The 20,173-nt window shown below is 72.7% G+C and carries 16 protein-coding genes and 1 pseudogene; 7 read left to right on the forward strand and 10 right to left on the reverse strand.

Annotated elements, in window-relative coordinates:
• Window positions 1-23: 23 nt before the first annotated feature.
• The 4 genes from FF36_RS13535 to FF36_RS34175 form a co-directional block, all read right to left on the reverse strand.
• Window positions 24-1,409 (reverse strand): TrbL/VirB6 family protein, encoded by a 1,386-nt coding sequence (locus tag FF36_RS13535; RefSeq protein WP_044885411.1) that lies wholly within the window; start codon window positions 1,407-1,409, stop codon window positions 24-26.
• Window positions 1,406-2,197, reverse strand: coding sequence for a DUF8175 domain-containg protein (locus FF36_RS32755; protein WP_242422481.1), 792 nt, complete (start codon window positions 2,195-2,197; stop codon window positions 1,406-1,408). The genes FF36_RS13535 and FF36_RS32755 overlap by 4 nt, the downstream gene beginning before the upstream one ends.
• Before the next feature lie 81 nt (window positions 2,198-2,278).
• Window positions 2,279-2,692: a DUF6112 family protein gene (locus tag FF36_RS13540; protein ID WP_044885412.1), complete on the reverse strand. Its 414-nt coding sequence runs from the start codon at window positions 2,690-2,692 to the stop codon at window positions 2,279-2,281.
• Window positions 2,693-2,705: 13 nt separating this feature from the next.
• Window positions 2,706-3,989: a MinD/ParA family ATP-binding protein gene (locus FF36_RS34175; RefSeq protein WP_044885413.1), complete on the reverse strand. Its 1,284-nt coding sequence runs from the start codon at window positions 3,987-3,989 to the stop codon at window positions 2,706-2,708.
• 133 nt (window positions 3,990-4,122) lie between these two features.
• Between FF36_RS34175 and FF36_RS34180 the strand changes: the two genes are divergently transcribed.
• From FF36_RS34180 to FF36_RS13570, 4 genes are all read left to right on the forward strand, one after another.
• Window positions 4,123-4,833 carry a hypothetical protein gene (locus FF36_RS34180; RefSeq protein WP_128423308.1) on the forward strand — a complete coding sequence of 237 codons (711 nt, stop codon included), beginning with the start codon at window positions 4,123-4,125 and terminating at the stop codon, window positions 4,831-4,833.
• Window positions 4,834-6,054: 1,221 nt separating this feature from the next.
• Entirely contained in the window at window positions 6,055-6,327 is a 273-nt protein-coding gene (locus tag FF36_RS40365) for a helix-turn-helix domain-containing protein (protein WP_052681098.1), read from the forward strand.
• Window positions 6,328-6,437: 110 nt separating this feature from the next.
• On the forward strand, window positions 6,438-7,088 hold the full coding sequence (locus FF36_RS13565; protein WP_044885416.1) for a hypothetical protein: 651 nt from the start codon (window positions 6,438-6,440) through the stop codon (window positions 7,086-7,088).
• A gap of 6 nt (window positions 7,089-7,094) precedes the next feature.
• Entirely contained in the window at window positions 7,095-8,090 is a 996-nt protein-coding gene (locus tag FF36_RS13570; protein ID WP_044885417.1) for an NlpC/P60 family protein, read from the forward strand.
• A 63-nt stretch (window positions 8,091-8,153) separates the two neighbouring features.
• Here FF36_RS13570 and FF36_RS35940 read toward each other — a convergent pair whose 3' ends face one another.
• From FF36_RS35940 to FF36_RS37870, 4 genes and pseudogenes are all read right to left on the reverse strand, one after another.
• Window positions 8,154-8,312, reverse strand: a complete 159-nt coding sequence (locus FF36_RS35940; RefSeq protein ID WP_173402669.1) for a hypothetical protein — start codon at window positions 8,310-8,312, stop codon at window positions 8,154-8,156.
• 456 nt (window positions 8,313-8,768) lie between these two features.
• Complete coding sequence (locus tag FF36_RS13575; RefSeq protein ID WP_044885418.1) at window positions 8,769-10,349, reverse strand: FAD-binding oxidoreductase; 1,581 nt, start codon at window positions 10,347-10,349, stop codon at window positions 8,769-8,771.
• Window positions 10,350-10,770: 421 nt separating this feature from the next.
• Window positions 10,771-12,773, reverse strand: a 2,003-nt coding sequence (locus FF36_RS13580) for an SMP-30/gluconolactonase/LRE family protein (protein ID WP_242422482.1), incomplete at its 5' end; no start/stop codon positions are given.
• A 1-nt stretch (window position 12,774) separates the two neighbouring features.
• Window positions 12,775-13,404, reverse strand: a pseudogene (locus tag FF36_RS37870) (serine/threonine-protein kinase); the annotation flags it as partial.
• A 375-nt stretch (window positions 13,405-13,779) separates the two neighbouring features.
• Here FF36_RS37870 and pgi point away from each other — a divergent pair.
• Together pgi and FF36_RS13590 are read left to right on the forward strand one after the other, a co-directional pair.
• A complete protein-coding gene (gene pgi / locus FF36_RS13585) occupies window positions 13,780-15,441 on the forward strand; it encodes a glucose-6-phosphate isomerase (protein WP_044885420.1) in 1,662 nt (553 codons plus the stop codon).
• A gap of 105 nt (window positions 15,442-15,546) precedes the next feature.
• A complete protein-coding gene (locus FF36_RS13590; protein WP_044885421.1) occupies window positions 15,547-15,888 on the forward strand; it encodes an STAS domain-containing protein in 342 nt (113 codons plus the stop codon).
• Window positions 15,889-15,897: 9 nt separating this feature from the next.
• On the opposite strand, the gene FF36_RS13595 is transcribed toward FF36_RS13590, so the two are convergent.
• Entirely contained in the window at window positions 15,898-16,344 is a 447-nt protein-coding gene (locus FF36_RS13595; RefSeq protein ID WP_044885422.1) for a hypothetical protein, read from the reverse strand.
• A 201-nt stretch (window positions 16,345-16,545) separates the two neighbouring features.
• On the opposite strand from FF36_RS13595, the gene FF36_RS13600 reads away from it, so the two are divergent.
• Complete coding sequence (locus tag FF36_RS13600; RefSeq protein WP_082121896.1) at window positions 16,546-16,869, forward strand: hypothetical protein; 324 nt, start codon at window positions 16,546-16,548, stop codon at window positions 16,867-16,869.
• Window positions 16,870-16,930: 61 nt separating this feature from the next.
• Here FF36_RS13600 and FF36_RS13605 read toward each other — a convergent pair whose 3' ends face one another.
• A complete protein-coding gene (locus FF36_RS13605) occupies window positions 16,931-20,137 on the reverse strand; it encodes an ATP-binding protein (protein ID WP_044885423.1) in 3,207 nt (1,068 codons plus the stop codon).
• Window positions 20,138-20,173 lie beyond the last annotated feature (36 nt).

Here is a 20,173-nt window from a genome sequence, read left to right on the forward strand (position 1 = left end):
TGCGGCCAGCTCGCATGTCGTGCTCACTGACCGCCGGTGCGGGACGGTGGCAGTTTTGGTGCCGCGACCGTGGCCGGTCGGGCCGCCGGAGCGACCGGCGGTCGGGCCTGACTCGTCCGCGGGGACGCGCCGTTCCTGGCCGGTGCTACGCGGGCGGCCGTCCGGGGGGTCGCACCGTTCGGCCGGGCACTGGCGCCGACCGGGACGGCCGTCCGGCTGGGGCCGCCGGACCGGGCTGGCTGCCGCACGGCGCCGCCCGCGCCGGAGCCGCCGGTCCGGGGTCTGCCGCCGGAGCCCCGCACCGACGCGGTCGCGGCACCGGCCCGGGAGGACCCACCCACGGGCGCGCCGATTCCACTGCGTCCGGTCCGTAGCGCGGCCGGCCGAGCGAGTCCGGGCTCCATACCAATGCCGCCGGTGTCTCCGAGGACGCCGCGATTACGCGTCTGGAGCCGGGCACCAATTCCGCGGAAGGTCTCCCGGGACGTCGATCCGAGCAGCGCGCCCGCACCCTGGCCGAAGGATGCGGCGCTGCGCCGGCCCGCCGAGCCGACGGCCCGCATCAGATGGACGTCGGCGAATCCCATCAGATGCATGAGGACGAACGGGGCGAACACCGCGGCAATCATGACCACGGTCCCGCCGAGGATCGTCAGGGTCTGATCGACCGTAGACCCGGTCGAGTCGCTGGCCATCCCGGCGCCGAGCGTGAAAATGGCATATATGACTGGCTTCGCGAAGATCAGGGCCAGGAGGAGTTCGGTGGCACGCTTGAGCCAGGCGCTCGTCGACATCGTCGGCTGCCCGGCGAGGTAGAGCGGGATGAAGACCGCCATCACGATGATCGCGACCTTGCGGATGTAGAGCACCACGAACAGCGCGAACGAGAACATCGCGACGAGCAGCGACAGCACGAGATCGAGGGCGAAGTTGCCCTGTTCCGGTAGCGCGCGTACCTGAGCCACGAGATCGGATCCCAGCGGTTTCCCGTTGCCGAAGGCGTCGGCGATTCCGTCCGAGGCGGTCAGAATCATCTGAAGCAGGGCAAGCGCGATGAAGGAGCCCAGGATCGAGGTGCCGGTCGCCGTGAGCGCCCGAACGAAGATGTGCGGGTCACCCCGCACCGCCCCCATGATGCAGGCACAGAGGAAGAGGCCGGTGACGATCAACACCGCGATCCCGAACGCGATGTTGTAGTTCTCGACGACGTAGTCGGCCTTCAGATCGATGGTCGTCTTCTGCGCCGCGAAACTGAACACGGAACTCGACAGGTCCGCGGCCATCCCACAGAACGCAGTCCCCATCGAATTGAAGTAGGCATCCACGCTCCCCGAAATAGCGCCCTTAATTGCGCTTAGGGGATTCAGGGAACTGAAGGGTGCGGCAAGAACTTCGTTACCTTCGGTCACGTACCGGCTCCGACCAATAGAAATTCCTTGAAACCTTCGGCAGCGCGCTCAGTAATATCCGGCTGTGCTGGACCGTCGCTCGCGTCCTTAAGCTTCCAGTCCCCCTCATTCCATACGATCTGACAGAAGTCCGTACCCCAGCCCTGCCTAGGTGCTAGGTTGGGGTTTGGATTCCCATAAATTCCGAATGCGATAGTGCCCCAGATGGTTACATTCGCTTCATTTTCATTGTAAGAGCGGACCGCATATCCCGTTCCTCGCCCGATTAGGCTAAAGTTGGGACTCTGAATCGACGGGACGTCGTATGCCTTAGCGCTGTCTTCATCATTCTTGATGATCAGGTCAGCGATCCGCTTAGAAGATTCAGGTAGCGCAATCGACTCGTACATCTTTCTAATCCGGGAAGGCTCGCGATTTCGCAGTGTCCCGGTGATGGCATCGTAGTTTGCGCAGGCGCTCACTGCACCGGCTTCGGTATGAGGGTAACCAACTGGGATGCCGAACTCGTTGATCCGCGCGGGAAGGCCGGGGACCTGGCTACCACTCGCGGAGTCTAGTGGTTTCCCTTCGGCGGAATCTGGTTTCGGGACCAGAGTGGGCGTGGGTGATATGGCCGCCGGACTAGTGGCCGGAGCTGTACTAGGAGCGGGGGCGGGCGCGACTGAGGCGGTGTCTGGACTCGCGCCCTTGTCTGGGATGACATAGCGTCCGATCACCACTCCGCCGATCACACTCACCGCGCCGGTGGCTACGATGATGATGATCAGGCGTCTGGCCACACTCTCCATCAGGCCCGGCAACGCCCACTCCCCTCACAAGACGGCACGGTCATCATCGCAATGTCCGCCCGCCGGTACCCGGGGAACCGGTCAGAAGAGCGTTGACGATGGGTCATGGACCACGCCGGGGTCAACGGCGACAGTGACAACGACGGCGGGTGGGCGCTGTCCCCCTGGGTTGGGCGCGGGGGCGGTGGCCGTTGCGCCGGTGGCCAGGAAGAAGTTGATGAAGGCTGCGGCGGCGCCGACGAGGAATGCCAGACCGAAGCCGGCGATGACGCCGCTCTTTCCGACCGTGGAAGCTCGCTCGAGTCCCATCCGTTCGCCGAGTGCCCAGGCGATCCCGCCGAGTAGCACGGCGGCGACGGCAGCGATCACCGCATAGGCGGCCAGGCCGTTGACCAGGTCTTTCAGCGCGTTGATGCCGGGCGCTTTGGTGTCGTCCGGGTTCACCTTCACGTCGGCCAGGATGACGGTCGCCTTGGCGGCGGCGTCCAGGATCATCGGGGTTCCTTTCTCACGGGCGGGGTCCGCCCGGACGATCCGGTCCGGCGATCCTTGAGGGTGCCGTTGGTGACCGTAGGTCGCCGAATGATACGCCTGGCGGCGTGGGGTGATCCCCGGTAGTGCTCGTGGGGCCGCTGGTCGCGCCGGCCTCCTTGCGTGGGGTGACCGGTCCGATGGCGTCGTGTGAGGTCCCTGTCGGCCGCTCGCTGGCCGCCGGAGGGGCCGCTACCTCGGCCTTTGCCAATGCGAACAGGCTTTCCACGGTGGCTGCGGCCAGTCGCATGTAGGCACGGCGAGTACGTCGGCGCAGCCGTGGGATACGGACCGGCGTATGCCGGCTTGGGTCCAGTCGGGCGTCGTAGGGGATACGCACGAGGGAGTCCACCTGCCGCCCGAGCCGTGCCGCGGCCGCTCGGGTACGGGGTGACGGCCGACCGCGCCGCGGCGCGACGATCGCCGCGACGATCGGCGGCCCCCCGTCGCGGGCCGGCCGGCGGCCCGGCGCCTCGCGGAACGCCCGCAACCGCATGAGAGTCGCTTCGAGATCGGCCGCCGTGGCGAGCGTCGTCAGGACGACGAGATCCGCGGCTTCTACCGCGGCCTCGGTGAGTGGAGCCCCGGTCGGCGCGTCGACCAGTACCAGCGGATAGGAGTGCGCGAGCAGGCCCAACGCCGAGCGCAGCCCGGTCGGTGTGACCGGCTGGGCGCCGGACGGGACCGCGGGCGCGTCCTGGCCCTCAGGGCCGTCGTCGGCGGACGGCGAGTCCGCGGTGATCTGGCCGGCGTCCGGCCGGACCGGCAGGACATCGAGGTCCCGGGCGCCCCCGGAACGGTGGCCGCTGATCATCAGGCGCAGCTCCGCGGCTGACCCGTCGGCGGACTGGTAGCGGACGACGTCCGCGACCGTGGTCGTGCCGGCGGAGCCGACCCGACTGGTCAGCGGGTCGCCGCGGGGCTCGTCCTCGTCGCCGCCCGAGGCCGGTGCCGTGCCCCCGGCCGGAAACTCCCCGGGCCACAGGTCGACGGCGAGCACCGGATGCGCACGCACCCCCGTCAGGGTCAGGCCGATCACGCCGGCGAGCGTCGTCGTCCCGGAGTACGGGAACAGCGACGTCACGGTGACCCGCCAGGAGCCCGGCAGCGGGATGCGGGCCCGGTCGCGAACCGAGAGCCGGACCGGGATCTCCTCCCATGGCTGCAGACCGCCCGCTTCCCGGCGCGATTCCTGCCACGGCCTGAGCTGGCTGTCCGATTCCGGCCGGCGCGCAGAGCCCGGCCGGTCCGGAACCGGCACGGTCGCCTTACGGGAGGGGCGGGACGGGCGAGCGGTCCGCGGCGCCGGCTCCGCGCCGGGTGCCGGCGCTAGCGCCGCTGTCCGGGCGGGCGAGGTGGACGGGTCCGGCTTCGCACCGCGGTGGCCCGTCGGCGTGGCGGGGGCCGCGGGCCCGCCCGCCGCCGCGCGCGCCCGGGGCGGGGTGGGCGGCGAGGTCGGGCGGGGCGCGGTCGGCGCGTGGCTCGGGGTCGGTGAGGCCGTGTGGCTCGGGGTCGGTGAGGCCGTGTGGCTCGGGGTCGGTGAGGCCGTGCGGCCGGGGGTGGGCGTGCGGCTGGGGGTGGCCGTGCGGCTGGGGGTGGGCGTGCGGCTCGGCGTCGGCGGGGCCGAGCGGGCGATGGGTCCGGTGGCGGCGGTGGTCCGCTCCGCCGGGGCCGGCCCGGTGACGGGGGCGGGCGGGGCCGCCGTGCCGGAACCGGGCACTCCGGTGGGGCCGGTCACCTCGATCGGGCCGGTCACGGCGATGGAATCGGTCACGGCGACGGAGTCGGTCATGGGGATGGAGTCGCCCACAGCGATCGAATCGGTCACCACGATCGGGCCGGTCGCGGGCGTCGGAACGGCGGTGACGGGCCGGTCGCCCCGCTCCGTGGCAGCCGCACCGGGGGCCCCCGGGGGTCCCCCGGCCGGGACCGGCCGGGTGGCCGCCGCCCGGGGTGGAGCCGATGCCCTGGGCGGCCGGCTGCGCGGGGGCGTCGCGGCGGCGGGGGGATCAGGGACGGGCAGCGGCCCGGAGGCGTGCGGGGGGATCGCGGTAGGCCCGGGACCTGCGGCGACTGCTTCGGCGGGGGCGGCTGCGGGGCCGTGATCGGCCCCGGGACCGGAGCCCGCGGTCTGTGCGGTCGTGCCTGTGCCGGTGCCTACTCCGGTGCCGGCGGCATGGTCGGAGCCGTCCGCTCGGGACGGGACCATCACGTCCCGCGACGATCCCGGGGCCGAGGCGTCGGCGCCGCCGGGCGGCGCCGGGCGGCGGGAAGGGTCTGCCTGGTTGCGTGGCGCGATCGCGGCCGGCCGGCCGGCGCGGCGCGTCCGGCTGCCGCGCGTCTGCCGGAGGTCCTCGGCCGGCTCGGCGCCCGGCGTCGTCTGGACGCCGCGCCCGGCACCCGGCGGATCCGTCGGGGATGTGGCCTCCGCGGCGGTTGCACGGTCCGCACCCGGTTCGGTCGCCGATGTCGCATCATCGAGGTGGAACGCCTCGCTCTGCCACGCCTCGTCGGGTGGCTGCGGCGAGTCGGACCCGCTCCGCCGCCGATGCCGCCGGCGCCCGGAGCGCGCGTAGGGAGGTGACTCGGCGTCCTCGGTGCTCGGTGACTCGTCGCGCCCGTACTGGTCGTCTCGGTCAGGCAGCCGGTTGGAACGGGAGGCCGACGTGGGGATGCGGGCTCCTATGAGCGAAACGGGCCGCGCGTCGCCTTCCTCACCGTACGGTGCCTGTGGCACATCGCTCACGCGCCGTCGCCCTCCCGGCTCTCTACAGGTTAGCTAGTGCCAGTTAAGGTTACTTACGGTTACTTGCCTTTGGCTGCGGTCGGATCGATGTAACACGAGCCATTCGAGTATGACAAGCTCTGGTTGAGGCTACCCACAACGGATGGGTCGGTGTACCTTCCGGAACCGGAGATGTGCGATCCGCCATTACCGAGGCGAACCGGTGGCGGGTCCGGTGGAAGATCCGCGCCGGGGGCCGGCGGGGGCGGCCAGGTTCACGCGGCGCGAATCGTGCGGCAGAGCGAAAGGAGCGTCGGTGGCGCAGGACGGCTTCTCGATGGCGACGCCCCGGCCCTCCGCCCGTCCGGGGCGCTCGGGCGCCCCGCAGGGTGCGCCGCTGTCCGGCCGGACCGCGCCGATCGGATCGTCTCCTGCGCGCTCCACGCTCACCGGGGCGAGTCGGCCCCGGGCGAGCTCCGGCGGGCCGGCGGGCATGCCGTCCGCGACCGCCCCGGGCACGCCGCCCGGCGCGCCCGCCGCTGCGGCGCCTCCGGTCGCGCCGCTCGCGCCGCCGCTGTCCCCGCCGGGGACCAGGACCTCGGTGTCCGGCGGCACCGGCGGGGCCACCAGGCTGGGGGCCGTCGGCGCTCCCACGAGCGGCGCGGGCACGACGCCCACGGCTGGTGGACCGGCGGCCCGGCCCGCCGACGACGACGACGTGCTCACCGTCGACGAGCTGGTCGCCTGGCTCCGCCTGTCCGAGAGCACGGTCCTCAAGCTTCTGTCCGAACGGGCGATCCCGGCCCGCAAGGTCGGCCACCAGTGGCGGGTGCGCCGCGGCCGCGTGCGGGACTGGCTGGACGGCCGGGAATGACCGGCGGCGTGGCAAGGGCGGCCACGAGGATCGCCGATGCCGGCGCCCCCGAATGCGGCGGCGTGCCGATGATCGGGCGCCACGGCGGCTCGGCGTAGCGGCGCCCGGACGTGCTAGTGATCCAGGGCGGGTCGGCGCCGCTGCGTGCCCTGCTGATCCCGCTGGCGGTGCTGGCGGTGCTGGCGGGCTGTGGGACGTTGGGCCGGGCCGCGGACCCCACCCCGAGTCCGCCGGTGACCACCGGCCCGCCGCCGGGTGCCAGCCAGGCTCCGGGGCCCCCGCTGGCCACCGCGACCGCCCCGGCGACCGGCGAGGTCGACCGCACGAACCCGGCCGCGGTCGCGGCCGACTGCTTCACCCGCTGGCAGTCGTTCGACGCCCGGACCGATTCGGGACCATCGGCCGGCGTCGGGCGGGCCCGGGACTGCCTCACCGAGGACTTCGCCGCCTCGCTCGGCGCGGGCTCCACCAGCGCCGCTGATGGTGGCGCTGACGGACAGGCCTGGGAGGATCTACGGGCCCACGGCGCCCGCTCGCAGGTGTCGGTGTTGGCGACCACACCCCTGGGCGGCGTCGACACCACCGCCACGGGCCGCGTCGTGCTCCAGCTCAACGTGCGTCGCGAGAGCACGACGGGCAACGAGGCTCCGGTAGCGACGTTGTCCACCCCCGCCCTGACGCTGCTGCGTCAGGCCGACGGGACGTGGCGGGTCGCCGGGGCGGATCTCGCGAGCGTCGCCGGCGACGCGCCGGGGCGGTGAGGTCGGATGGCCCGCCGCTTCCCGCCCAAGCGAACCGGGTGGCTGGTGTGGTTGGGCACCGGCTCGGCGATCGTCATCGGTGGGATCATCCTGTTGATCTCGATCCTGATCATGTCCCTCGCCGGGCCGTTCGTCGGTGACCACGGCCGGGGCAACAAGTCGATCGAGAACGCCGACGGCATCCCGGCGGAGTACGTGCAACTGATCACGGACGCGGCGAACGGTGCCGGCTGCGAAGAGGTGACGCCGGCCCTGCTGGCCGCCCAGCTCCATCAGGAATCCGGGTTCAACCCGCAGGCCCGCTCGCCCGTCGGGGCGATGGGGATCGCCCAGTTCATGCCCGCGACCTGGGCCAGCCACGGCCAGGGCGACGTGTGGAACCCCACCGACGCGATCCCGGCCGCAGCCCGTTACGACTGCGCGGTGGCGGCGTCGGTCGCCTCCGTGCCCGGCGACGGGCAGGAGAAGATGCTGGCCGCCTACAACGCCGGCGCCGGGGCGGTGCTCGCCTTCGCGGGCATCCCTCCCTACACCGAGACCCGCAACTACGTGCGCACGATCCTCGCCCAGACACAGGTCTACGGGGACTCGCTCGAGTTCGGCGTGGAGATCCCCGCCGGCACGATCGCCCCCGTGGTCGCGTTCATGGAGTCACAGATCGGTAAGCCCTACGTCTGGGGGGCGATCGGGCCGGACGCCTGGGACTGTTCCTCGCTCGTGCAGGCCGCTTACCGGAACATCGGCATCGAGCTGCCCCGGGTGACCACCGACCAGCTTCGGTTCGGCCCGGTGGTCGCCGGGGTCGACCCGCAACCCGGGGACCTGCTGTTCACGCCAGGCACCGACGGCACCGCGGACGCACCCGGCCACGTCGGCATGTACATCGGTGACGGCCGGGTCATCGCGGCCAAGGGAGCGCGCTGGGGTGTCGTGGAGTCCGACATCTCGGACTGGACCGGCACGGTCGCGGTGACCAGGCCGTTGGCCAAGGAACTCCGTTAGACCGGCCGGTCCGCCCGGCCGGTCCGACTGGTGTCGCGGGCGGCCGGCCGGATCGGCGACGGTTCAGGCGGTCGCCTCGGACACGAAGTCCGACAGCCCGTTGGCCACCCCGCCCAGCACGCCCACGGTGTTGTGCACCACGTCAGCGGCGTCACTCGGGGCGGTCACCGCGAAGAACAGGATGAACAACCCGATACCCCACGGCCAGATCAGTCTCTTCATGCAGGACCTCGCAGCACAGCCAGCCGATAAGGCCGGACGGACACCAACGTCGATAAGTCACCGACAGCATGTGTGTACTCACCTTGAGTAGTCGTCGCAAGGGGAATCGCCGAGGGGCGGGTGGCACCCCCACGGACGGCCGCCTCTCCACCCGGCCTGGGTGACCCGCAGCCCCGCCCGTCCTCGGACGCGCCGGCGGACACCGTCGCGGACACGGCGTACCCCTCGCCGGGACACCGAACGGACAGCGAGTTGACCATTGGTAGCCACTTGGCGACGTGGAAGCGACAGGCTCTAATAGTTCAAGCCACCCCGGGCCGGCTGACGTCGACTCCTGGCACGGGGTGGCTACCAGAGGTGACTGATCATCGCTGCGGGCCGGCGGCTTGAGGCGTCGCCTCCCGCCTGGCGGGGTGAAGCCGGGCGTGGACCGGCCGGATCACCCGGCCGCCGCGATCAGGCCGGCGTGATGCCCTGGGCGAAGCGGAACAGGTCGTCGGGGTCGTAGGCCCGCTTCACCTGCCGCAGCCGATCCAGGTTCGTCCCGTAGTACGCCTGCGCCCAGCCGGCGAGCTCGGGGTCGATGTAGTTCTGGTAGGCGGACTGGGAGACGAACGGCGCCGTCGCCTCGACGGTGGAACGCAGCCAGCGGCGGTTGGCCTCCTGCGCGGCCGGCGTGGCGTTCGGGGCGTAGCCGGCGACGTACTGGGCGCTGGCGATCGCGCCGCGGTGGACGAACGCCGTGTCGCCCGGGGCGACCCGGTTGATCGCTCCGCCCCAGGAATCCAGGATCACCCCGCCCGAGCCCGCCCCGGCGGTCCGCTGGCGCTCCTCGACCGCGCCCAGTAGCACCTCGACGCCGCGCGACGGCATCGGCCTGTGCAGGAACGCCGACGCGGCCCGCTGGGCGACCCGTGGCAGTGTGCCGCCCGGCGTCCGGCCGCGCAGATGGCAGGTCTCGACCGCGCGGCCCGCGCAGCCGCCCTCGATGAGCATCGCCTCCAGGTGACCCCGGGTGGTGACGTAGGTCCCGGTGGGCCGGTGGCCGGCCGCATCGACCAGGTCGGCGAGCCGCGCGCGCAGGCCGGCCATCGCGTCGTCACCGGCACCGCCCGACAGCACCCCGCTCACCCGCAGCGTCGGGGTGCCGCCGACACCGGCCGAGGGCGCCGAAAAGGCGACGCATGTCGACCACAGGCTCTCCGGTGCGCCGCCGGGAGCGGAGATCCAGTCCTGCCACGCGGCCACCACGTCGGCGGCGCCATCCCAGGCCCAGCGATAGGTGAACAGCACCAACGGCGTCGCCCGGTGGGGGGCGAAGGCGAACGAGGTGACGATGCCGACGTTGCCGCCGCCCGCGCCGCGCAGCGCCCAGAACAGATCCGGCTCGTGGTCCGCGTCGGTGTGCACCACCTCCCCGGAGGCGAGCACCACCTCGGCGGAGACCATCCGGTCGCAGGTCAGGCCGTAGCGCCGGCCGAGCACGCCGATCCCACCGCCCATGGCGAGTCCGGCGATGCCCACGGTCGGGCATGAACCCGCCGGCAGCGCCAGCCCCCCGCGCGCGAGACCGGAGTACACGTCGACGAGCAGGGCGCCCGCCCCGATCCGCGCGACCTGGCCGGGCGCCGCGGCCACCTCGGCCATCGGGGTGACGTCCACGACCAGGCCGGTCGTCGTCGAATAGCCGCCGTAGCTGTGCCCGCCGGCGCGGGCGGCCAGTGGCAGCCCCGTCCGGCGGGCGAACTCGACGCAGGCCTGGACGTCGGCGGTGGACGTGGCCCGGGCGACCGCCTGCGGTCGGATCGCGTCGAAGGCCGGGTCGAACAGCGTGCTGGCCGCGGCGTATCGCGGGTCCGCCGGGCGCAGCAGCGGGCCGGTCAGGCGCGCGTCGAGGGCCTGCCAGTCGACGGCGGAGGGTGCGGGACGGGTATCCCCGCGGCACCCGGCGAGCAGCGTGCTGCCCAGCCCGGCGCCGGCGAGCGCCAGCCCGCCGCCCGCGGCCCGTAACACCGACCGGCGGTCGGGTCCGCCCACGCGTCCTCCCAGAGAGCCGTCCGCAACCCACCACCCGCTCGCCACTGTGTGCCACGGGCGCTCCGACCGGCCGGGGCAGCATCGACCTCCGGCCCGTGGAACCGACCGGGAGCGGCAGCGTCCGGCGGGCGGCACCGATCGGGCCTGCGGCACCGATCGGGCCTGCGGCACTGACCGTGACTGACCGGGCCTGCGTGACTGACCGGGCCTGCAGGTCTGACCGGGCCTGCGGTCTGACCGGAGGGCGAGACTGACCGGCAGGCAGGCCTGACCGGCAGGCAGGTCTCACGGCGAAGGTATGCCAATTCAGGCGGCGACGGCGCCTTGGCGGCACGAGTGGGCTGCCGGTGGCCGGTCGAGGCCCACGCGAGGACACCGAGCCGGGCGCCCACGACCGGAAACTCGGACCCGGACGGTCGGCTCAGCCCGGCTGGGCGATCGTCGCGATCGTGCCGGCCGGGTCGATGCGCCGGACCCGGTCGTTGCCGTTGTCCGCGACGTACACGGCGCCGCTGCCGTCGACCACCACCGAACTCGGGTTCTTGAACTGGGCCGCCGTCGCCGGACCGCCGTCGCCGCCGGAGCCCTCGGTGCCGGTGCCCGCGATGGTGGTGATGATGCCGTTCGGGTCGATCTTCCGAACCCGGTTGTTGCGGTAGTCGGCGATATAGAAGGTCTTCCCGTCCGGTCCGATCGACAGGGATGGCACGTTCAGCTTGGCCGACCGGGCCGGGCCGCCGTCGCCGGCGTAGCCGGCCTCCCCGGTGCCGGCGATCGTGCTGATGATGCCGTCCGGGGTGACCTTCTGGATGGTGTCGCTGCCGAGATCGGCGAAGTAGAGCGTGCCGTCGTCGGTCATCGTGATGTCGTTCGGGCCGTTGATCTTCGCCTGGGTCGCCGCGCCGCCGGCACCGGTGTAGCCGGCGACGCCGGTGCCCACGTACGTCGTGATGATCCCCGCCGGGTCGATCTTCCGGATGCGGTGGTTCTCGTAGTCGGAGAAGTACACGCTGCCGTCGGGTCCGGTGGTCACCTTCTCGGCGCTGTTGAGCTGGGCCGCGGTGGCCGGGCCGCCGTCGCCGCTGTAACCCGCGGTGCCGGTGCCGGCGACCGTGGAGATCACCCCCGCGGGCGTGACCTTGCGGATGCGGTTGTTCTTCGCGTCCCCGATGTAGATGTTTCCGGCCTTGTCCCGGGTGGTGGAACCCGGGCCGTCAAGCTGGGCCGCGGTGGCCGGGCCGCCGTCGCCGGCGCTCCCGCCCGCGCCGGTGCCCGCGAAGTCGTTCTCGGCACCGGTCGGGGGGATCTTCTGGATTCGGTCGGTCGCCAGGCTGGACACGAGCAGCGACCCGTCGGGGTCGAGGGCGAGGCTGTACGGGCTCAGCCCCTGCACGGTCAGCGCCTGCCCGCGGTACGCGGTGGCGACCCGAGGGGCGGCCGAGGCGGCGCGGTCGTCGCCTCCGCCGCCGGAGGTCGCCACGGCCAGGACGATGCCGACGGTGGCCGCCACGACGAAGGCGAAGACGATGCCGCCGATGATCCAGGAGGCGCGGATGCGCGTGCCCGCGGTCTGGTGGTGCCCGGCCTGCCGGGTCGGGTCGAGCGGCACGCCGCCCGGACGCGGGCCGAACTGCGCGCCGCCCGGTCCGCCGGCCCCGGGCGCGCCGCCGTAACCACCGCCCAGGGGGCGTGGCGGCGGCGTGTACGGCGCAGGCGTGTTTCCCGGCGGGTATCCGCCCCACCCGCTCGGTCCGGGCCCCTGGTTGCCCCGCACCGTGGGGGCGCCGGTGAACCCGGGGCCGCCGGGGCCACCGAGCCCTCCGGGGCCGCCGCCGGAACCCGGCTGGCCGCCGAGGCCGGCCGGCGTGCCGGGAAGCCTCTGGTAGCCGCCGGGCGGCGGGTAGCCACCAGCCCCCGGTCCACCAGCCCCAGGTCCGGAAGGCCCAGCCCCAGATCCGGCGGGCCCAGGCCCACTCCGGGCTCCGGGTCCGCCTGGCCCGCCTGGTCCGCCGGGACCGCCTGGTCCGCCGGGACCGCTGGCCCGGCCCGGGCCACCGGCGCCGGCGGGGTTGCCGAACGCGCCCGGACCCGCCGGGTAGCCGGGGCGGGCCGGGCCGGATCCGTGGGCGGGTCCGGCCGGGTAGCCCGGCGCGCCCGAGAGCGGCGGCCGCGGGGTGGTCGAGACGCCGAGCGCCGCCTCGCGGATCTCGTCGTCCACCCGGACCTTGATCTCCGACCGGGACAGCCAGTTCGGCCCGAAGGCCCGGCTGCCGGCCCGGGCGAGTTCGAGGGCGAAGTCGGTCGCGTCCGCGAACCGGGCGTTCGGGTCCTTCGCCAGCGCCCGCATGATCACGGTGGAGATCGGCGGCGGAACCGTGGTGAGCGGCTCCGGCATGACGGTCAGGTGGTGGTGGGTGAGCGGCTNCACCGCCATCTGGCGGCCGAACAGGGGCCGGCCGGCGATCATCTCGTAGAGCACCCCGGCGAGGGCGTAGAGGTCGGTCGACGGGAACAGTCGCACGCCCATGATCTGTTCGGGGGCCATGTACCGCGGGGTGCCGAGGATCGCGCTGGCGGTCGTCTCCGCCCCGTCGAAGATCTTGGCGATGCCGAAGTCGGTGACCTTGAGCAGGCCGTCCCCGGCGAACATGATGTTGTCCGGCTTGACGTCGCGGTGCAGCACGCCCTGCGTGTGCGCGTTGGCCAGGGCCGCGGCGGCCGCCAGGCCGATCGAGCAGGTCGTCTCCGGGGACACCGGACCCGTGCTGATCCGCTGCTTGAGGGTGCCGCCGGAGAGCAGTTCCATCACCAGCAGGCAGGTGCCCTCGTGCTCCACGTAGTCGTGGATGCGCACGATGTGCGGGTGGTCCAGTTCGGCCAGCACCCGGGCCTCGGCCAGGAAGCGGGCGCGCAGATCGGCGTCGTCGGAGGTGTCCAGCAGGATCTTGATGGCGACCTTGCGTCCGATGAGTCGGTGCTGCCCGGCGAGCACGAGCCCGTAGCCACCCCGGCCCAGGTCGCCCTCGACGGTGTAACCCGGAAGCGCCGCCTCCACGAGTGATCTGTCAATCAACAAGGTTCAGATCCGTCCGTTAACGCCGTCGGGCAGCCCGCCGCACCGCCGTCCCCGTCCCGACCGCGGCATCCTGGCCTGCAATGACGCCTTCGTCGGGTTCCTGGCGATCCTACGACCACGACCTTCCCATTCCGCCGCCCGTCCGGGGGCGCCCTGTGACGTCGGATCGGCGACATGTGCATGCTGCTGGGGCCGACGAGTGTCGGCGCCGCCACGGTCCGGATGATGCGACAGGTGTCGGGATGATGCGACAGGTGTCGGGATGACGGGCAGGAGTCCGGATGACGTGCCACGGACACCGATGGTGGTTGTGGCGGCAACGTGTTGAACCTGCGAGGAAGGGCGTCCCACGTCATGTCGACAACCGAGTCCGCCGCCCTGGCGGCTCCGCCCGACATCACCGCGACGGAGGAATGGACGGCGCTGAGGGCGCATCTGCGTGAGATGTCCGAGGTGTCGCTGCGAGGTCTGTTCGACGCCGATCCCGCCCGGGGTGAGGCGTTCACCGCCGAAACGGACGGCCTCTACCTCGACTACTCCAAGAACCGGCTGACGGCACGCACCGTCGAGCTGCTCGTGGCGCTCGCGCGCCGCGCCCGGCTCACCGAGCGCATCGAGGCCATGTTCCGCGGCGAGCGGATCAACGTCACCGAGAACCGGCCGGTGTTGCACGTGGCGCTGCGGGCCCCGGCGGGAACCCGCATCGAGGTCGACGGCGTGGACGTGGTGCCCGAGGTGCACCGGGTGCTCGACCGGATGTCCGCGTTCGCGGACAAGGTGCGTTCGGGGGAGTGGCGCGGGGCGACCGGCGAGCGGATCACCACCGTCGTCAACATCGGCATCGGCGGCTCCGATCTGGGTCCGGCCATGGCGTACGACGCGCTGCGCGACTACTCCGACCGCGGGATCGCGGTCCGGTTCGTCTCCAACGTCGACCCGACCGACGTCTGGGAGGCGACGGTCGACCTCGACCCGGCGCGGACCCTGTTCATCGTCGCGTCGAAGACGTTCACCACCCTGGAGACGCTCGCCAACGCGCGGGCCGCCCGTTCCTGGCTGACGGCGGCCCTCGGTGAGGAGGCGGTTTCCCGGCATTTCGTCGCGGTCTCGACGAATGCGGAGAAGGTTGCGGCGTTCGGCATCGACACCGAGAACATGTTCGAGTTCTGGGACTGGGTGGGCGGCCGTTACTCGGTCGGCTCGGCGATCGGCCTGTCCGTGATGATCGCGATCGGGTCGGCGGCCTTCCGTGAGTTCCTGGCCGGGTTCGCCGCGATGGACACGCACTTCCGGACCGCGCCGTTCGAGCGGAACCTGCCCGTGCTGCTCGGGCTGATCGGCGTGTGGTACCGCGACTTCCACGGATTCACCGCGCACGCCGTGCTGCCCTACAGCCAGTACCTCAACCGTTTTCCCGCCTATCTCCAGCAGCTCGACATGGAGAGCAACGGCAAGAGCGTCGATCTCGCCGGCCGGCCGGTGGGGGCACAGACCGGCCCGATTGTCTGGGGAACGCCCGGGACGAACGGCCAGCACGCCTACTACCAGCTCCTGCACCAGGGGACGACGATCGTCCCGGCCGATTTCCTCGGCTTCGCCCAGCCGAACCATCCTGGCGTGGGACCGGCGGACGGGCCGGATCAGCACGCGCTGCTGCTGGCCAACTTCCTCGCACAGACCGAGGCTCTCGCCTTCGGCAAGACCGCCGAGGAGGTGGCGGCGGAGGGGGTCGCGCCGGAACTCGTCCCACACCGGACGTTCCCGGGTAACCGGCCGACCAACACCCTGCTCGCCCCGAAGCTGACCCCGTTCGTGCTCGGGCAGCTCATCGCGCTGTACGAGCACAAGGTGTTCACCCAGGGGACCGTCTGGGGCATCAACAGCTTCGACCAGTGGGGCGTCGAACTCGGCAAGGTGCTCGCCGGGCGGATCGTGCCGGAGCTGACGGCCCCGGACTCGCAGCCGCGCCACGACAGCTCGACGAACGCGTTGATCAGGCGCCTGCGCGGCGCCTGAGGGCCGCCGGACAGGCATCGGGCCGACCTCGTCATGTTACTCTCCGTAAACAGTTCGGGGGGGCGGCCCCGCACGGTGACGAGGACTTCGGGGGGCGGGGGCAGCATGCGGGTCGACGCCGGAGCCCTGACCATGTCCGTGCGGCGGTCGGGCGAGGATGTGGTCATCGAGCTCGCCGGTGAGCTCGACACCGCCGGCCGGCTGCGGTTCCGGGAGCAGATCGGCGAGCTGCTGGGCCGGGGCGGGGGGACGGTGACCGTGGACGTCGCGGGCCTGCGCTCGATCGACATCCCGGGGCTCGCCGCCCTGCTCCGGGCCGATCTGCTGCTCCGCCGCGTGCACTGCGAGCTGCGGATCTCCTCGCCGACCCCGGCGTTCGCCGCCCTGGTGCACGAGACCGGCCTCGACGGTCGCCTCCGCGTCGGCGAGGGCGCTCGCCGACGCTGACTGCCGCCGTCAGCCCGCGAGTGGTGGGGGGCTGGCGGCGGGAGCCGGCTGGGAGCGGTCCAGCGGGTGGGTGTGGGCGGCGGAGACCGCGGCGGAGCTCGCCACCGCGGCCGCCAGGCTGGGCGCGAGGCTGGGCGCGGTGGTGTTCCGCGGAGCGCGGACGCCGTCGTCCGACATCACTGTCCGTAGCGTGAAGCGGAGCGGGGCGGTCGGGACGTCGTCTGTCCGGAAGGGGCCCATAAGTGCCGGATACGGCGGGAACCCGCCACCGGCGGGGTTCTCGGTGCCGCCCGCGGCCGCGGACCCGACCGCGGCGGCGGCCTCCTCGGCGACCCGGGACAGCATGCTGCGTGAACCGATCAGTTTTTTCTCGATCCCACCCATCATCAGCATTCCAGCCATGACGAGAAGCGGAAATCCAAGCACCATCAGCAGGACGGGTGGTGTGAGACTCACCGAAAGACCCCCAGGCCGACTTACGGATCCGATCGACGCCGCCGGCGCCGTACCGTATGCCTTCCCTCCTACCCCGGTTGCTCACATCCGGGCGGCCATCTCACCCGACCCGGGTATCCCCCGGGGTGGGGTGGAAGGTCACCGATCTGTCCACCCCCGGTACTGTTCCCGCGGGCGGTTCGCTCGTACGCTTCGAACAACATGTCTGTGCGGCCCGTACCGTTGCCCGCCTACAGCGGCCGTCCCGGGGTCGGTGATGCGGACCTGCTGGCGCGGCTTCATCTGCTTACCGAGCAGGTCGACTACGCCCTCGCCGAGATCGTCCTGCGGCGCGCCGCCTACCGCCGGGCCTGCGAGGAGGAGGCCGACTGGCAGTGGTCGCCGTCCGGGGTCGAGGCGCTGAGCCGGCCGGCGGTCGCCGAGGCGCTCGCCCGGCAGCTCGCCGCGGTCGAGCGGCTGCGGCTGTGGGCCCAGGAGCTGCACTGGCTGCAGGAGCAGGCCCGGCTGCGCGGCCTGCTGCGCTGACGGCCCGGGTTCCAGGCCCGGTGGCGACCCAGGCCGGTAGCGACCCAGGCCGGTGGCGAGCTCAGCCGGACAGCGACGATGGCCGGTCGAGGGTCTCGAACAGCCGGCGCCCGAGATTCGCCGCCGCGATGTTGCCGCGTTGCAGGTACCGGGTGATGCCGGCCTCCATGCTCTCCGCGGCGTCGTCCTTGCGCCCGGCCCGGTAGAGCACCTCCGCCCGCGACAGCAACGCGTGGCCCTGCCCGTCGACGTCGTCGGTGCGCCCGGCGAGGTCGACGGCGGTGTCGGCGAAGCGCAGCGCCTCCGCGTCCCGGCCGCGCAGAGACAGCAGCCTGGCGTGCACCCCGCACCAGCCGGCCTGGGCGGGTAGCTGGTCGGCCGCGGCGGCGTCCCGGCAGCGGGTCACGTACTTGCCGGCGTCGTCGACCTTGCCGAGGCGCACCAGCACGTCCGCCAGCGCCGCGGCGCGGTTGGCCAGCAGCGCCCGCTCCCCCATCCGGGACAGGGCCCGGCAACTGCGGCGCAGCTCCCGCTCGGCGACGATCAGCTCGTCGGCGAGCAGGGCCACCCGGGCGACGATGAACCCGCCGTGGAACGGATCGGCCCGCGGGGCCCGCAGGTCGTGGACGATCTCCTCGGCGGCCTTGAGGTGGATGCGCGCGCCCTCCAGGTCGCCCGACATCGCGGTGAGGACGGCGAGCTGGGCGAGCAGGGCGCGGCGCAGGGCCCGGTCGTCCCCGGCCGCGTCGAGGGCCTCGCCGGCGCGCGCCAGGCTGCTCGCGACCGGCCGCGGCCCCCAGCTCATCAGCAGCGTGAGTTCGCGGCGCAATGACTGCGCCGCCCGCGGCACACCGGACTCCTCGGCGTGGCGCACGGCGTTCTCCATCGCCCGCTCGGACGCGGCGAACTGGCCGGCGGCCAGGTAGGCGTTGGCCTGGCTGCGGCAGGCCAGTGCCGCGCCGACGTCGTCGCCGGAGCGGACGAAGTTGGCCAGCGACGCTGCGGCCTCGGTCAGGGTGGTCGCGACCAGGCCCTCCGGGTCGGTGGAGAACAGCACCCGCAGATGGGCGAGCCGGGCGTGCGCCCGCAGCCCATCCTCACCGGCGCGCCGGGCCCGCTCGGTGACCTGGCGAAGGATGCGTTCGGCGTCGGAGAACCGGCCGAACGAGTGCAGCGCCCAGCCGAGGTCGATCTCGGCGCGCAGCCGCAGCGGGTCGGTCTCGGGCAGCAGGGTGATGGCACGCTTGAGGAGCTGGGCGGCGCCCGTCTCGTCGCCCTGACGCACCCGGTCGGCGGCCTCGATGAGGCAGGTCGCCGCGGACCTGCCCAGCTCGACGGTCTCCGCGTCGCGCTGGCCGATCTCCACCCGGTAGCGGAACGCCTGCTCCAGGTGGTAGCCGACGAGTTCGTCGTGTTCGCCCGGGCCGCCGACAAGTCGGGCCTGCAGCCAGTGGGCGAACTGCTGGTGCAGATCGGCCCGGCGGCGCTTGGCGGTGGACTCGTACGCGCAGTCGCGCAGCAGGACGTGCAGGAACCGGAAGGCCTCGACGCCGGGCAGGTCCGAGCGGTCGGGGTGGACCAGCTCCTTGCGGACCAGGTTCAGGCAGTGCACGGCGACCATTGCCCGCTCGGCCGGATCGGACAGGTCGATGACGGCGTCGAGGTAGAAGCGCTCCCCGACGACGGCGGCGCGTTCCAGCACGCGGCGCTCGGGCGGGTCGAGGCGGTCGAGCCGGGCGGCGAGCAGCGAGGAGATCGTCGGCGGTACCGTCACGTTGCGCAGGCTGCCGGTGGCGATCCAGCGGCTGCCCTCCCGGCGTAGCAGCCCGTCGTCGACGAGGGCGGCGACCATCTGCTCGACGAACAACGGGTTGCCGGCGGCCGAGGTGGTGATCCGGGTGACCAGCGCCGGATCGAGGTCGTCGGAGCCCATGAGGCTACGGATCAGGCGCTGGCAGCGGGCCTCCGTCAGCGGGGCGAGCAGCATCGAGGTGGCGTTGAACTTGCCGCCGCCCCAGTCCCGTCGGTCCTCCAGCAACTCCTGGCGGGCCAGGCAGAGCAGCATGATCGGTGCGTCGCGCGACCAGTCGGCGATGTTCTCGATCAGGTCGAGCAGCGTCGGCTCGGCCCAGTGGACGTCGTCGAACCACAGGATCAGTGGCCGGCGCGCCGCCAGGGCCTGGAAGAACGAGCGGACCGCCCAGAAGCTCTCCTGCGGGCCGAGTTCGGCGCCGCCGAGCCCCACCAGCGGGGCGAGCGCCTCGACGATCTCGGCGGCCTGCCCGACGCCGTCGAGCAGCTCGCGCAGCCGGCGCCGGCCGTCCGGGGCGGCCTCGTCGGCGGTCAGCCCGGTGGCCTGGCGCACCATCTCCATCAGGGGCCAGTAGGCGATGCCCTCGCCGTAGGACAGGCAACGGCCGGTGAGCACCGTGGCCCTGGTGGCCATGGACGTGCAGAACTCGCCGACCATCCGAGACTTGCCGATGCCCGCCGAGCCGAGCACGGTGAACAGGTGGCAGGCGCGCTCCTCGACGACCGCCTCGAACGCGTCCTGCAGGCGGCGGCGCTCCCGGTTGCGGCCGATCACCGGCGCGGTGAAGCCGTGGATCTGCGCCCGGCTGCCCGGGCCCGCCGTCGGGTCGACCAGGCCGGTGAGCCGGTGCACCCGCAGTGGGTCACGTTTGCCCTGCACGACCAGCGGGCCGACCGGGGTCACCGTGACGCTGTGGCGGATGAACCGGTGGGTGGTGTCACCGATGAGGATCTCGTCCGGCGGTGCGGCGCTCTCCAGCCGGGCGGCGACGTTGACCGCGTCCCCGGTGACGCCGCCGCCGGCGACGGTGACCTCACCGGTGTTGATCCCGATCCGCACCCGCAGCCGCAGGCCCCACTTCTCCTGCAGGTCGGCGTTGAGCGCCTCCATGGCGGCCCGGATGTCCAGTGCCGAGCGCACGGCGCGCAGCGCGTCGTCCTCGTGCAGCACCGGGATGCCGAAGACGGCGAAGACGGCGTCGCCGATGAACTTCTCGACCGAGCCGCCGTGGTTGTAGATCACCTCGCGCACCGTGGTGAAGAACCGCCACATCACCTGCTGCAGCGGTTCGGAGTCGATCTTCTCGCCGATGTCCGTCGACCGGGCGATGTCCACGAACATGATCGTTACAGTCTTGCGCGCCCCGCTTCCCGCGGTGGGCAGGGGGTTCCCACACCCGGAGCAGAAGCGCGCCCGCTCGGGGTTGTCCTCCGCGCATGTCGGGCACGGCACCATGTGCCGGATGGTAGGCCGATCTCGGGCCGGCGCGGT

It is taken from the genome of Frankia torreyi (assembly GCF_000948395.1).
Taxonomy (GTDB): Bacteria; Actinomycetota; Actinomycetes; order Frankiales; family Frankiaceae; genus Frankia; species Frankia torreyi.

What these genes read in the sequence shown, in the direction of transcription:
- FF36_RS32755 (WP_242422481.1), bottom strand. Translation starts at nt 2,197, where the DNA reads ATGGAGAGTGTGGCCAGACGCCTGATCATCATCATCGTAGCCACCGGC.
- FF36_RS13540 (WP_044885412.1), bottom strand. Translation starts at nt 2,692, where the DNA reads ATGATCCTGGACGCCGCCGCCAAGGCGACCGTCATCCTGGCCGACGTG.
- FF36_RS13570 (WP_044885417.1), top strand. Translation starts at nt 7,095, where the DNA reads ATGGCCCGCCGCTTCCCGCCCAAGCGAACCGGGTGGCTGGTGTGGTTG.
- FF36_RS35940 (WP_173402669.1), bottom strand. Translation starts at nt 8,312, where the DNA reads ATGAAGAGACTGATCTGGCCGTGGGGTATCGGGTTGTTCATCCTGTTC.
- pgi (WP_044885420.1), top strand. Translation starts at nt 13,780, where the DNA reads ATGTCGACAACCGAGTCCGCCGCCCTGGCGGCTCCGCCCGACATCACC.
- FF36_RS13590 (WP_044885421.1), top strand. Translation starts at nt 15,547, where the DNA reads ATGCGGGTCGACGCCGGAGCCCTGACCATGTCCGTGCGGCGGTCGGGC.
- FF36_RS13600 (WP_082121896.1), top strand. Translation starts at nt 16,546, where the DNA reads ATGTCTGTGCGGCCCGTACCGTTGCCCGCCTACAGCGGCCGTCCCGGG.
- FF36_RS13605 (WP_044885423.1), bottom strand. Translation starts at nt 20,137, where the DNA reads ATGGTGCCGTGCCCGACATGCGCGGAGGACAACCCCGAGCGGGCGCGC.